Consider the following 12744-nt stretch of genomic DNA (forward strand, 5'->3'; position numbering starts at 1 on the left):
AGCATGTTTGCGCCGATCTTCGGCTCGTTTACCCAAAGTGCCTTTGCCCAGAACGTCGGGCTAGTGGCCGTTACCGGGGTCAAGAGCCGCTACGTAGTTGCCACCGGCGGGATATTCCTGGTGATCCTCGGGCTGCTGCCGTTCATGGGGCGGGTGATTGCGGCAGTGCCGACTTCAGTGCTGGGCGGGGCCGGGATCGTGCTGTTCGGCACCGTGGCTGCCAGTGGTATCCGGACCTTGTCCAAGGTTGATTACCGCAACAACATGAACCTGATCATCGTCGCCACTTCCATCGGTTTTGGCATGATCCCGATTGCGGCACCGAGTTTCTATGACCACTTCCCGAGCTGGTTCGCGACCATTTTCCATTCAGGGATCAGTTCGTCGGCGATCATGGCGATCCTGTTGAACCTGGCGTTCAACCACTTCACCACCGGCAACTCGGACCAGCAGTCGGTGTTTGTTGCGGGGACTGAGCGCAGCCTGTGCTTCCAGGATGTGGCGGCGTTGCGGGACGGGGATTACTTCAGCGGCGGCAAGTTGTTTGATGCCGAGGGCAAGGAGATTCCGTTGCTGGCAGAAGTGCCGAAGAAAGCGGTGGTGCAGGGCAGAGCGCAGACCAGCGAGGTGTAACAGCCACAAAGAGTCCAATGTGGGAGCGGGCTTGCTCGCGAAGGCGGTGTGTCAGTCGCTAAATATGCTGACTGATCCACCGCCTTCGCGAGCAAGCCCGCTCCCACATTTTGATCTCAGCCAGTCTTGAGCGTTCTGTGGGGCACCGAGCAAGCCTCATCCAAAAACTGCACCACCGTCCCCATGCACGCCTGCCGCTCTTCAACATGGGGCATGTGGCTGGAGTCTTCGAACAGCGCCCAGCGCACGTCGGCAATCTCATCCAGGAACGGCTTGACCACCAGCGGCGTGGCCTCGTCATGGCGACCGGAAATCACCAGGGTCGGCACATTGACCTTCGACAGCCGGCCGATCACGTTCCAGTCTTTCAAGCTGCCAATCACATGGAATTCCGTCGGGCCGCTCATGGCGTGGTACACCGTCGGGTCCGAATCCACCTGGGCGAAGGTGCGGGCGACTTCTTCCGGCCATGGATTGACCCGGCATACGTGCTGGTCATAGAAAATCCGCGAGGCGGCCAGGTATTCAGGGTCTTGGTAGGTGCCGGCCTGTTCGTGCTTGAGCAGGGTCTCGTGCACGCCTTCTGGCAGCAGCTTGCGCAGGCGGTTGGCCTCGGCGACCCAGGTCCGCATGCAGGTCGGCGAGTTGGCCGGGATAAACGCACGCAGGCCCTTGGGTTGCAGGATGGCGTGTTCGCTGCCAAGCATGCCGCCCCAGGATTGCCCCAGGATTGCGTAGTTGTTGCTGATCTGCAGGTGGTCCAGCAGGTTGTCCAGTTCTTCCAGGAACAGGCCGACGGTCCAGAATGAAGGGTCTTTATCGGGCAAGTGCGTGGAACGGCCGTTGCCCAGTTGGTCGTAGTGAATGACCGCGTGGCCGCTGGCAGCCACGTCCTTGTAGGCGTCGACGTAATCATGGGTGCAGCCCGGGCCGCCATGGAGGATGACCAGTGGCGTGAGGCCGCTGTTCAGATTGCCGGTGACCCGATACCAGGTCTGGTAGTCGCGAAAAGCCGCATAGCCTTCGCGAATGGTGTCGATGAATTCCATTTCGTGCCCTGCCCTGAGGAAAAGTGATCAGGCACACGATAGTCGGCACAGAAAGTTTAAGTAACTAGCAAAACAGCTAGGTTTTGCCTTCGGATCAGTCTTCCAGCAACCGGTAATGGGTGGCGCGCACGACCGCTTGTACCCGGTTCTTGGCCCCCAGCTTATGCATGGCCGACGCCAGGTGCAGGGTGACAACGGCCAGGGAGCGGCTCAATTGCGTGGCGATTTCGGCGGCGGTCAGGCCGTCGGCGGCCCATTTCAGGCATTCGCGCTCACGCTTGGTCAGGCGGATATGCGGGTAGGAGCGCAGTTCCTTGCTGAACAGCGGGTAGGCCGCTTCCTGCAAGGCGTGGGTAATCAGGTTGAAATCCGACAGGGTCTGGCGAGCATCCTCCAGCACCGTGCTGGCCTTGCCGGTGCGCAGGCCGGTCAGTGAGGCGAAGCCGCCCCGGGGCAAATGGATCGGCACGCTGACGCCGCAGGTCATCTGCCGGTCGTGCAGGTAGCTGGAAACGGGGGCGTGGCAGGGGTCGATGATCTTTTGCAGTGCAGTGTCGGCCTTGGCCTCGTAGGACCAGACAAAGGGTGAAACCGTCGACAGCGCGAGGTGTTGCACCGGGTCGATCTGATAAAAACCGGAGCTGCACCACAAGCTGTACCAGTCTGGCGGCGTATTGCGCAGTTGCAGCACAGACGGGGTGATCAGTGCACCATTATGGTCAATGGGCACGGGGGTGTAGTCGTAGACCAGCGCATCAAAACCCAGGTCCTGGGCCAATACGAGGGTGTTGTCCATCTGTTCATCCAGGCTCCTGCCGGGGATGAGACGGTCATTAAAGGCAGTTAACCTGGCCAGCATCCGTTCTGCTCCCGAATTCGTTTGAATCTCGTCTTGCTGCAAGTAGAATGCCACGCCCCGGCGAAGGACTGCCAGACCAAACCTATAAGAATTACCAGGTTATGGACGCGCGGCATCCTCGGTAGTGTTGGCCTTTAAACGGCCACTATCCCCAGGGCCGGCACACAACAAGGAATGTATGCATGTGGCGTGAAATTGCCCCCGACCAGCGGTACAACGTGCAAGTCGATGGCCATAACCTCGTGGCCTACAGCTTTGGCGAAGGCGATGAAGTGTTGCTGTGCCTCAATGGCGGCCCGGGGCTGCCTTGCGACTACTTGCGCGACGCCCATGGCTGGCTCAAGGACAACGGCCTGCGAGTGGTTGCATTCGACCAGCTTGGCACCGGCGCATCAGCCAGACCGACCGATGTTTCGCTGTGGGAAATCAGCCGTTATGTCGAAGAAGTCGAGACGGTGCGCCAGGCCTTGGGCCTGGGGCGCGTGCACCTGCTGGGACATTCCTGGGGCGGATGGCTGGGCATCGAATACGCCATTCACTACCCCGACGAGCTGAAAAGCCTGATCCTGGAAAACACCGTCGGCGACATTCCGCACCTGTCACTGGAGCTGGAGCGCCTGCGCGGCGCCCTCGGTAGCGAGACCGTGGCGATGATGCAACGCCACGAAGCCATGGGCACCCTCGACCATCCGCAGTACCAGGCCGCCATCACCTTGCTCAACTACCGCCATGTCTGCCGCCTGGACGAGTGGCCGGCGCCGGTCCAGCGCTCCCTCGGCGACTGGAACATGGGGCCCTACGAAACCATGCAGGGCCCCAACGAATTCCTCTACATCGGTAACCTCAAGGACTGGAACCGCATCCCCGAGATGGCCGAATTCAAAATGCCGATACTGATCACCACCGGCCAGCACGACGAACTGACCCCGGCCTGCGCCATGCGTATGAAAAGTGCGGCCAGGCACGCTGAATTGCACGTGTTCCCCAACAGCAGCCATATGCCGTTTTACGAAGAGCCCCAGGCTTACTTCCCGGTGCTGCTGGACTTCCTTGCTCGTCACCGAGGCTGACGGATGAACCTGGCGCGTTACCGTTTTGTGCTGTCCCGGCCGCTGCAATTGCTGCCGGTGCTGTTTGGCATCAGCCTGATCACCTTTGTATTGGTGCGCTCGATTCCCGGCGACCCGGCGCGGGCGCTGCTGGGTTCGCGCAGCACCCCGGACGCCTTGCTGAAGATCCGCGCCCAGTACGGTCTCGACCAGCCACTGTGGCTGCAATATTTCTACTTCCTGAAAAACCTGCTCAAGGGCGACCTCGGCCAGTCCCTGCTGTACAAGGTCGACGCACTGAAACTGATCGTCACCCGCATCGAGCCGACCCTATTCCTGGTGCTCGGCAGCGTGCTGCTGGCGCTGTTGATCGCTGTGCCGCTGGCCACCGTGGCCGCGCGTAATAAAGGCGGATGGGCGGATAACCTGATCCGGCTGTTTACCACGGTCGGCCTGGGCATGCCGGCGTTCTGGCTGGGCCTGATGCTGATTCTGTTGCTCAGCGTGCAATGGGGCCTGTTCCCGGTCTCCGGGTATGGGCGCACCTGGCTGGACAAGGCACACCACATGGTTCTGCCGTGCCTGACCATCGCCCTGGCGCTATCGGCGGTGCTGGTGCGCAACCTGCGGGCGAGCATGTTGATGGAATTGCAGGCCGATCACGTCACCGCCGCCCGGGCCCGCGGCTTGTCGGAGGCGGCGGTGTTTCGTCGCCATGTGCTGCCCAACTCCCTGGTGCCGGCGGTCAACCTGCTGGCGGTGAACATTGGCTGGCTGATCAGCGGCACGGTGGTGATCGAAAGCCTGTTCGCGATTCCCGGCATCGGCCAGTTGCTGGTGCGCGGGATTTTCACCCGCGACTACATGGTGGTGCAGGGCGTGGCGATGGTGCTGGCCTGTGCCACCGTGCTGGTCAACTTTGTTGCCGATGTGGTGACGGTCGCGCTGGACCCGCGAGTGAAGATGCAATGAGCAGTCGCCCCTTGATTGCCCCGTGGCGCTTGCGCCTGCGCTTTGGTTTCCGCAATGGCCGGCTGACGGCGGCCTGGGGTCTGTTGATCCTCGTGACATGGTTGGCGCTGGCCGTGTTCGCCCCGTGGATCGCCCCGTTCGATCCAATTGCGCAAAACACCGACATCAGTTTGCTGGGCCCCAGCCTCGCCCATCCATTTGGCACGGACAACTACGGTCGAGACATTCTTTCGAGGGTGATCTGGGGCGCGCGCATCGACCTGCAACTGGCGGTGGTTGGGGTGATCTTCCCGTTCCTGATCGGCACCTTTGTTGGCGCGGTGTCCGGTTATATCGGCGGGCGTTTCGACAGCTTCTGCATGCGGGTGATCGACGTGATCCTCGCCTTTCCGTTCCTGGTGCTGATGCTGGCGATCATGGCCATTCTCGGCCCGGGCTTGAAAAGCTTCTATATCGCCATGGCGCTGGTGGGCTGGGTGTCCTACGCGCGGCTGATCCGCTCGCAGATCCTGGTGCTCAAGGAAAGCGACTTCGCCCTGGCCGCCAAAAGCCTGGGCTTTGGCCATGGGCGCATTCTGTTTCGGCATTTGTTGCCTAACGCGATGTTCGGCTCGATTGTGTTCTCGATGTCTGACGCGGTGCTGGTGCTGCTCAACGGTGCAGCCGTCAGCTACCTCGGCCTGGGCGTACAGCCGCCGACCGCCGAGTGGGGCACCATGGTTGCTGAAGGCCAGGCGTTTATCACCACCGCCTGGTGGATTTGCACCTTCCCGGGACTGGCCATCGTGACATTGGCCATGGGTTTCAGCCTGTTGGCCGATGGTGTGGCGCAAGTGCTGGGGGATCGCTCATGAGTCTTCTGCAAGTGCAGGACCTGAGTGTGATCGCCAACAACACCGGGCGCGATGTGACCCTGGTGGACCGGGTGTCCTTCGACTTGGCCGAAGGTGAAATCCTCGGTCTGGTGGGCGAAAGCGGTTCGGGCAAAACCATGGCTTGTCGCGGGCTGATGCGTTTGCTGCCGTCTCCGAGCCTGCGGGTGCAGGGCGGTTCGGTACGTTTGGCCGGCCAGGAGTTGCTCACGCTGGATGATGCCGGGATGCGTGCGGTGCGCGGCGGGCAACTGGGGATGATTTTCCAGAACCCCAGCAGCCACCTCGACCCGCTGATGCGCATTGGCGAGCAGATCGCCGAAGGCATCCGCCTGCATCAGGGCGCATCGAAAAAAGACGCGCGCTTGCAGGCCATCGAGGTGCTGCGCCAGGTTGGTATTCCCGATCCCCAGGTGCGAATCGACAACTATCCTCACGAGTTTTCCGGCGGCATGCGCCAGCGGGCGATGATCGCCGTGGCCTTGGGCTGTAATCCAAAAGTGCTGATCGCCGATGAGCCGACCACCGCCCTCGACGTGACTGTGCAGGCCCAGATCCTGCGCTTGTTGTTGGACCTGCGGGACCAGCGCGGCCTGTCGATCATCATGATCACTCACGACCTGGGCGTGGTGGCGCAAACCTGTGACTCCATCGCCGTGATGTACGCCGGCCGCTTGTGTGAGCACGGCAGCAAATACGAACTGCTGGCACATCCGCAACACCCGTACACCGCCGGCCTGATCGAGTGCCAGCCCGCCACCAGCAGTGGGCACGCCTTGTTGCGCACCATCGCCGGGCAGCCGCCGCTGCTCGATGCCTTGCCCAAGGGCTGTCGGTTCAACCCGCGTTGCCCGCAAGTCGGCAGCTTGTGCACCGAGCTGTTGCCGGAAGGCGCACGGGTTGCCTGCCACTATCCCCTGGGAGTTCGCCCATGACGTTGTTACAGGTGAATGACCTTGAAGTGCGTTTTGCCGCCGCTGGCAGTGGCCTGTTTGGCCTGAATAAACAGTGGGTGAGGGCGGTCAATGGGGTGTCGTTGACCCTGGCGGCCGGCGAAACCCTCGGGTTGGTGGGCGAGTCCGGCAGCGGGAAAAGCACTCTCGGGCGGGCGATCCTGCACCTGAATCCCATCAGCGCCGGGCAGGTGGTGTTTGATGGCATCGACATGGCCCACGCCGGGCCTGTCGACATCGCGCGTTTGCGGCACGAGACGGCGATGATCTTCCAGGATCCCTATGCGGCCCTGAACCCGCGTCTGACGGTCGGCGAAACCATCGCCGAAGTCCTGCGGGTGCAGCGCAAGGTGGCGTCAGAAAACATTCCACGCCGGGTCGACGAATTACTCGACCTCGTAGGCCTGCGCCCCGAACTCGCCAGCCGCAAGCCCGGCTCTCTCAGCGGCGGCCAGTGCCAGCGCGTCGGCATCGCCCGGGCGCTGGCGGTGGAGCCACGGCTGATCATCGCCGACGAATGCGTGGCTGCCCTGGATGTGTCGATCCAGGGCCAGATCATCAACCTGCTGCTGGAACTGCAACAGCGCATGAACCTGGCGATCCTGTTTATCGCCCACGACCTGGCCATCGTCCGCCGCCTGTGCGACCGGGTGGCGGTGATGTACCTGGGGAAAATCGTCGAGGAAGGTCCGGTGGAGGCGGTATTCACCACGCCGCGCCATCCCTACACCGCAGCGTTGATCCAGGCGATCCCGGAGATTGATCCGTACCGCCCACTGCCCAGCGAACCGTTGCCGGGCGAGCCGCCGAGCCCACTGAAGCTGCCCAATGGTTGCGCCTTTCACCCGCGTTGCCGGCATGCGCGAGCCGTGTGTGCCGAGGTATTGCCGCCGACTCACGTCGTGCAAACGCATCGGTACAGTTGCGTGCTTGAAGAACCTTTGCTTTGAACCCTTCCTGCCGATCATGAACAACCGCCGTTATAGACAAGGAGTTATGACATGCAATCCCGTCACTTGAAGTTGCTCGCCGCCGCCACACTCACCGCGTGGTCGCTGACCGCCGGTATCGCCCACGCGGCCGGTGTACTCACCATCGGTTGCCGCGAAGACAGCACCACCTTTGACCCGATCAAAAGCGCGCAGAACCGCGACACCTGGGTGTTCGCCAACGTCTACGACACCCTGGTGCGCGTGGACAACCTGGGCACCAAGATGGAACCGGGGCTGGCCGAAAGCTGGGACATTTCCAAGGACGGCCTGACGTACACCTTCAAACTGCGGGCCGCGAAGTTCTCGGATGGCTCGCCGATCACCGCTGACGACGCCGCGTTCAGCCTGTTGCGTATCCGCGACAACAAGGCCTCGCTGTGGAGCGACCCGTTCAGCCTGATCAACACCGCCAAGGCTGCTGACCCGCAGACGCTGGTCGTGACCTTGAAAACCCCGGCGGTCGCCTTCCTCTCGCAACTGGCTTCGCCGACGGTGTCGATCCTGTCGGAAAAAGCCATGACCAAGATGGGCGAAGACGCCTACTCGGAAAACCCGGTGACCTCAGGCGCATTTACCGTGGACGAGTGGCGCAAGGGCGATCGGGTGATCCTGAAGAAGAACCCGAACTTCTGGCAGGCCAGTAATGTGAGCCTGGATGGCGTGGAGTGGGTATCGGTCACCGACGACAACACGCGCATGCGCATGGTGCAGAACAACGAACTGGACACGGCGATCTTCGTCCCGTTTTCCCGGGTTGAAGAGCTGAAAAAAGACAAGAACGTGGTGGTCCACTCCGACCCGTCGACCCGTGAAGATCACCTGTTGATCAACCATGCCCACGGCCTGCTGGCCAAGCCGGAAGTGCGTCAGGCGCTGGACATGGCCATCGATAAACAATCGCTGGTTAAAACCGCCACCTTCGGCCAAGGCACCGTGGCCTATTCCTACATCCCAAAAGGCTCGCTGTACCACTACGCCAACAACCTGCAACGCCCGTATGACCCGACCGAAGCCAAGAAACTGCTGGCTGCGGCCGGTGCCCAGGACTTGAAGTTGAACTACGTGGTCAACGCCGGCAACGAAGCCGACGAGCAGATTGCGGTGATGATCAAGGATCAGTTGGCCAAGGTCGGCGTGACGGCCAACCTGCAAAAGGTCGATCCGACCCAAAGCTGGCAGATGCTGGTGGACGGCGAATACGATATTTCGGTGATGTACTGGACCAACGACATCCTCGACCCGGACCAGAAGACCACCTTCGTACTTGGCCACGACACCAACCAGAACTACATGACTCGCTACAAGAACGACAAGGTCAAGGACCTGGTGGCGGCCGCACGGATCGAGGCGGATCCGGTCAAGCGCGAGCAGATGTACGTCGACCTGCAGAAAATGGCGAAACAGGATGTGAACTGGATCGACCTGTACTACAGCCCGTACATCAACATCTCACGCAAGAACGTGAGCAACTTCCTGCAAAACCCGTTGGGGCGCTTCACCCTTGAGGAAGTGGTGAAGAACTAAGTTTTTAGCCGCACCACGAACCAATGTGGGAGCTGGCTTGCCTGCGATGCTGGCACCTCGGTGTTTCAGTTACACCGCGGTGATGCTATCGCAGGCAAGCCAGCTCCCACACAGACCGTGTCAGCTGTTATTGCGCGTCAAACGCCTGCCCATTGATGCCCGTACTGTCCGGCCCCATCAGGTACAGGTACACCGGCATGATTTCTTCCGGTGTCGGGTTATCGGTCGGGTTTTCCCCTGGATACGCCTGGGCCCGCATGCTGGTGCGGGTGGCGCCCGGGTTGATGCTGTTGGCACGTACCGGTGCAACGTTGTCCAGCTCGTCCGCCAGGGTTTGCATCAGGCCTTCGGTGGCAAACTTCGACACCCCGTACGCCCCCCAATAAGCCCGGCCCTTGCGGCCCACGCTGCTGGAAGTGAACACTACCGATGCATCCTGGGACAGCTTGAGCAGCGGCAATAGCGTGCTGGTCAGCATGAACATCGCGTTGACGTTCACGTGCATCACCCGCATGAAATTCTCACCGGACAACTGCTCGATGGGCGTGCGCGGGCCGATGATCGAAGCGTTGTGCAGCAGGCCGTCGAGGTGGCCGAATTCCTTTTCGATCATCGCTGCCAGCTCATCGTATTGATGGGGCAGGGCGGTCTCCAGGTTGAACGGGATCACCACCGGCTGTGGCTGGCCAGCGGCTTCGATTTCGTCATACACCTGGGCCAGGTTGGCTTCGGTCTTGCCCAGCAACAGCACGGTGGCGCCGTGGGCCGCATAGGTTTTTGCCGCTGCGGCACCGATTCCGCGACCGGCGCCGGTGACCAGGATGACCCGGCCCTTGAGCAGTTCTGGACGTGCGGAGTAATCAAACATAAACAACCTCGACAAAGTTCACAGAAAATCCATGTGATTGATTGCGGCTAAGGCTGGCTAAGGCTTCTGTGGCGAGGGAGCTTGCTCCCGTTCGACTGCGCAGCAGTCGCGAAAAGCGGGGCTGCTTCGCAACCCAACGGGAGCAAGCTCCCTCGCCACAACGTTGCATCAACCTCAGGCAGTCCCGATCAGCAGCTGCACAGCGCGCTATCCAGCACTTTGCGCAATTCCAGCGGGTGATCCACCACCACGTCGGCGCCCCAGTTGCGCGGGTTGTCGTCCGGGTGGATATAGCCGTAGGTGACCGCCGCGGTGCGGGTGCCGGCGTCGCGGCCCGATTCGATGTCCCGCAGGTCATCACCTACAAACAGCACGCTGGCCGGGTCCAGGTTGAGCATCTTGCACGCCAGGATCAACGGCTCCGGGTCCGGCTTGCTGTTCTTTACATGGTCCGGGCAGATCAGCAGCGCCGAGCGCTCCGCCAGGCCCAGTTGCTGCATGATCGGTTCGGCAAAGCGCAGTGGCTTGTTGGTGACCACGCCCCAGATCAGCTTGGATTTCTCGATATCCACCAGCAGCTCTTCCATGCCTTCGAACAGCTTGCTGTGAATCGCGCAGCCCTTGAGGTAACGCTCCAGGAATTCTTGGCGCAGCTCTTCAAAGCCTGGGGATTCGGGGTCCATGGAAAAGGTCACGGCGACCATCGCCCGGGCGCCGCCGGAGATTTCATCGCGGATGTGCTGGTCGTTCATCGGCGCCAGGCCGCGGTCAGCCCGCATGGCCTGGCAGATGGCGATAAAGTCCGGCGCGGTGTCCAGCAGGGTACCGTCCATGTCGAAAAGAACCGCTCGCAACTTCACAGGCTTACTCCTCGCGCAGGGTCTGGATCATGTAGTTGACGTCAACGTCGCTGGCCAGCTTGTAGTGCTTGGTCAGCGGGTTGTAGGTCAGGCCGATGATGTCCTTGACGGTCAGCCCGGCCTGGCGGCTCCAGGCACCCAGCTCGGAAGGGCGGATGAATTTCTTGAAGTCATGGGTGCCACGAGGCAGCAGCTTCATGATGTATTCGGCACCGATGATCGCGAACAGATAGGCCTTCGGATTGCGGTTGATGGTGGAGAAGAACACCTGGCCGCCGGGCTTGACCATGCGGAAGCAGGCACGGATCACCGAGGATGGGTCCGGTACGTGCTCGAGCATTTCCAGGCAGGTGACTACATCGAACTGCCCGGGCATCTCTTCGGCCAGCTCTTCGGCGGTGATCTGCCGGTATTCGACGCTCACGCCAGATTCCAGCTGATGCAACTGGGCCACGGCCAATGGCGCTTCGCCCATGTCGATACCCATCACGGTGGCGCCGCGCTGGGCCATGGATTCGCTGAGAATCCCGCCGCCGCAACCCACATCCAGTACCTTCTTGCCGGCCAGGTTGACGCGTTCGTCAATCCAGTTGACCCGCAGCGGGTTGATGTCGTGCAGGGGTTTGAACTCGCTTTCGCGGTCCCACCAGCGATGGGCGAGGGCTTCGAATTTGGCGATTTCAGCGTGGTCGACGTTGCTCATGGGGAATCCTCTAAATCTGATAAAACGTTTTGCCGGCCCTGGCATGCGCTGCCAGGGTTGGCGTTATTCGCTGTGTCCGCTGATGCGCTGGCCCCAGGCGATGGCCGTGGCGCACACCTGTTGTTCATCCAGGCGGGTCAGTTGCCGGTCGTCGAGCAATTGCTTGCCGCCGACCCAAAGGTGTTTCACACAATCGCGTCCGGTGGCATATATAAGCTGTGAGACCGGATCGTAGATCGGTTGTTGCGCCAGGCCCGACAGGTCGAAGGCCACGATATCCGCGGCCTTGCCGACTTCCAGCGAGCCGATTTCACTTTCCAGGCCCATGGCCCGGGCGCCGTTGAGGGTGGCCATGCGCAAGGCGCGGTGGGCATCCAGGGCGGTGGCCGAGCCGGCGACGGCCTTGGCCAGCAACGCGGCGGTGCGGGTTTCGCCCAGCAGGTCGAGGTCATTGTTACTGGCGGCGCCGTCGGTGCCTACTGCCACATTGACGCCGGCTTGCCACAGGCGTTCCACCGGGCAGAAGCCGCTGGCCAGTTTCAGGTTGGATTCCGGGCAGTGGATCACGCTGGTGTTACTTTCTACCAGCAAAGCCAGGTCGTCATCGCTGATTTGGGTCATGTGAACGGCCTGGAAGCGCGGCCCCAGCAAGCCCAGGCGGCCAAGCCGCGCCAGCGGGCGTTCACCGTGCTGTTCAACGGACTGCTGCACTTCGAAGGCGGTTTCATGCACGTGCATGTGGATCGAGGCGTCCAGCTCCTCGGCGATCATGCGGATTTTTTCCAGGTTTTCATCGCAGACGGTGTACGGCGCGTGGGGGCCGAAGGTGATTTTGATCCGTGGGTGATGCTTGAGGTCGCCGAACAGCTCGACGCCCTGGCGAATCGCCTCGTCGGCGTCAGCGGCACCGGGAATCGGGAAATCCAGGATCGGGATGGCGATTTGCGCACGGATGCCTGCGTTGTGCACGCGTTCACTGGCGACTTTCGGGAAGAAGTACATGTCCGAGAAACACGTGATACCGCCTTTGATCTGCTCGGCGATCGCCAGGTCAGTGCCGTCGCGCACGAAGGCTTCGTCGACCCACTTGGCCTCGGCGGGCCAGATGTGGTTTTCCAGCCAGGTCATCAGCGGCAGGTCGTCGGCCAGGCCGCGAAACAGCGTCATGGCCGCGTGGCCGTGGGCGTTGATCAGGCCGGGGCTGAGCAGCATGCCCGGCAGTTCGCGCACTTCGGTCGCTGCGAGCTTCAAGGCCGCAGCGCGTGGGCCGATAAACGCAATGCGTCCGTCACGAATGCCCAGGCCGTGCTCCTTGAGCACTACGCCGGCAGGCTCGACAGGTACCAGCCAGGTGGGCAGCAGCAATAAGTCGAGCGGGGCGGCAGTCGGTGTCATCGAGGGCAGTTTCCC

Annotated in this window: 13 protein-coding genes; 7 read left to right on the top strand and 6 right to left on the bottom strand. The window is 61.7% G+C overall.

From position 1 onward, the window contains the following. Nucleotides 1-633: solute carrier family 23 protein (locus tag K0H47_RS09865; RefSeq protein WP_307877324.1), on the top strand; the 633-nt coding region annotated here is incomplete at its 5' end. Nucleotides 634-749: 116 nt separating this feature from the next. On the opposite strand, the gene K0H47_RS09870 is transcribed toward K0H47_RS09865, so the two are convergent. Beyond that, on the bottom strand, nucleotides 750-1682 hold the full coding sequence (locus K0H47_RS09870) for a proline iminopeptidase-family hydrolase (RefSeq protein WP_219272476.1): 933 nt from the start codon (nucleotides 1680-1682) through the stop codon (nucleotides 750-752). Nucleotides 1683-1776: 94 nt separating this feature from the next. Continuing rightward, complete coding sequence (locus tag K0H47_RS09875) at nucleotides 1777-2541, bottom strand: LuxR family transcriptional regulator (protein ID WP_063032184.1); 765 nt, start codon at nucleotides 2539-2541, stop codon at nucleotides 1777-1779. Between the two features lie 182 nt (nucleotides 2542-2723). On the opposite strand from K0H47_RS09875, the gene K0H47_RS09880 reads away from it, so the two are divergent. From K0H47_RS09880 to K0H47_RS09905, 6 genes are read left to right on the top strand one after another with little or no spacing between them, the layout of a single operon-like run. Then, a complete protein-coding gene (locus tag K0H47_RS09880; RefSeq protein WP_219272477.1) occupies nucleotides 2724-3611 on the top strand; it encodes a proline iminopeptidase-family hydrolase in 888 nt (295 codons plus the stop codon). A 3-nt stretch (nucleotides 3612-3614) separates the two neighbouring features. Continuing rightward, on the top strand, nucleotides 3615-4562 hold the full coding sequence (locus K0H47_RS09885) for an ABC transporter permease (protein ID WP_010176243.1): 948 nt from the start codon (nucleotides 3615-3617) through the stop codon (nucleotides 4560-4562). Beyond that, nucleotides 4559-5416, top strand: coding sequence for an ABC transporter permease (locus K0H47_RS09890; protein ID WP_017477307.1), 858 nt, complete (start codon nucleotides 4559-4561; stop codon nucleotides 5414-5416). The genes K0H47_RS09885 and K0H47_RS09890 overlap by 4 nt, the downstream gene beginning before the upstream one ends. Next, the gene (locus K0H47_RS09895; RefSeq protein WP_219272479.1) at nucleotides 5413-6369 is read left to right on the top strand and encodes an ABC transporter ATP-binding protein; all 957 of its coding nucleotides are present in this window, start codon (nucleotides 5413-5415) and stop codon (nucleotides 6367-6369) included. The genes K0H47_RS09890 and K0H47_RS09895 overlap by 4 nt, the downstream gene beginning before the upstream one ends. Then, entirely contained in the window at nucleotides 6366-7337 is a 972-nt protein-coding gene (locus K0H47_RS09900; RefSeq protein ID WP_177019495.1) for an ABC transporter ATP-binding protein, read from the top strand. The genes K0H47_RS09895 and K0H47_RS09900 overlap by 4 nt, the downstream gene beginning before the upstream one ends. Nucleotides 7338-7388: 51 nt before the next feature. Beyond that, nucleotides 7389-8903: an ABC transporter substrate-binding protein gene (locus K0H47_RS09905; RefSeq protein ID WP_219272480.1), complete on the top strand. Its 1515-nt coding sequence runs from the start codon at nucleotides 7389-7391 to the stop codon at nucleotides 8901-8903. 127 nt (nucleotides 8904-9030) lie between these two features. On the opposite strand, the gene K0H47_RS09910 is transcribed toward K0H47_RS09905, so the two are convergent. The 4 genes from K0H47_RS09910 to K0H47_RS09925 form a co-directional block, all read right to left on the bottom strand. Next, nucleotides 9031-9771 (bottom strand): YciK family oxidoreductase, encoded by a 741-nt coding sequence (locus tag K0H47_RS09910; RefSeq protein ID WP_003218829.1) that lies wholly within the window; start codon nucleotides 9769-9771, stop codon nucleotides 9031-9033. A gap of 188 nt (nucleotides 9772-9959) precedes the next feature. Then, nucleotides 9960-10631 (bottom strand): N-acetylmuramic acid 6-phosphate phosphatase MupP, encoded by a 672-nt coding sequence (gene mupP / locus K0H47_RS09915; RefSeq protein WP_026077938.1) that lies wholly within the window; start codon nucleotides 10629-10631, stop codon nucleotides 9960-9962. A gap of 4 nt (nucleotides 10632-10635) precedes the next feature. Then, nucleotides 10636-11334, bottom strand: a complete 699-nt coding sequence (gene ubiG / locus K0H47_RS09920; RefSeq protein ID WP_017477312.1) for a bifunctional 2-polyprenyl-6-hydroxyphenol methylase/3-demethylubiquinol 3-O-methyltransferase UbiG — start codon at nucleotides 11332-11334, stop codon at nucleotides 10636-10638. 63 nt (nucleotides 11335-11397) lie between these two features. Then, nucleotides 11398-12729: a TRZ/ATZ family hydrolase gene (locus tag K0H47_RS09925; protein WP_063032171.1), complete on the bottom strand. Its 1332-nt coding sequence runs from the start codon at nucleotides 12727-12729 to the stop codon at nucleotides 11398-11400. Nucleotides 12730-12744: the final 15 nt, after the last annotated feature.

It is taken from the genome of Pseudomonas sp. Xaverov 83 (genome assembly GCF_019352905.1).
Lineage (GTDB): Bacteria > Pseudomonadota > Gammaproteobacteria > Pseudomonadales > Pseudomonadaceae > Aquipseudomonas > Aquipseudomonas yamanorum.

What these genes read in the sequence shown, in the direction of transcription:
- K0H47_RS09900 (WP_177019495.1), top strand. Translation starts at nt 6,366, where the DNA reads ATGACGTTGTTACAGGTGAATGACCTTGAAGTGCGTTTTGCCGCCGCT.
- K0H47_RS09905 (WP_219272480.1), top strand. Translation starts at nt 7,389, where the DNA reads ATGCAATCCCGTCACTTGAAGTTGCTCGCCGCCGCCACACTCACCGCG.
- ubiG (WP_017477312.1), bottom strand. Translation starts at nt 11,334, where the DNA reads ATGAGCAACGTCGACCACGCTGAAATCGCCAAATTCGAAGCCCTCGCC.
- K0H47_RS09890 (WP_017477307.1), top strand. Translation starts at nt 4,559, where the DNA reads ATGAGCAGTCGCCCCTTGATTGCCCCGTGGCGCTTGCGCCTGCGCTTT.
- K0H47_RS09885 (WP_010176243.1), top strand. Translation starts at nt 3,615, where the DNA reads ATGAACCTGGCGCGTTACCGTTTTGTGCTGTCCCGGCCGCTGCAATTG.
- K0H47_RS09870 (WP_219272476.1), bottom strand. Translation starts at nt 1,682, where the DNA reads ATGGAATTCATCGACACCATTCGCGAAGGCTATGCGGCTTTTCGCGAC.
- K0H47_RS09910 (WP_003218829.1), bottom strand. Translation starts at nt 9,771, where the DNA reads ATGTTTGATTACTCCGCACGTCCAGAACTGCTCAAGGGCCGGGTCATC.
- K0H47_RS09895 (WP_219272479.1), top strand. Translation starts at nt 5,413, where the DNA reads ATGAGTCTTCTGCAAGTGCAGGACCTGAGTGTGATCGCCAACAACACC.
- K0H47_RS09875 (WP_063032184.1), bottom strand. Translation starts at nt 2,541, where the DNA reads ATGCTGGCCAGGTTAACTGCCTTTAATGACCGTCTCATCCCCGGCAGG.
- K0H47_RS09880 (WP_219272477.1), top strand. Translation starts at nt 2,724, where the DNA reads ATGTGGCGTGAAATTGCCCCCGACCAGCGGTACAACGTGCAAGTCGAT.
- K0H47_RS09925 (WP_063032171.1), bottom strand. Translation starts at nt 12,729, where the DNA reads ATGACACCGACTGCCGCCCCGCTCGACTTATTGCTGCTGCCCACCTGG.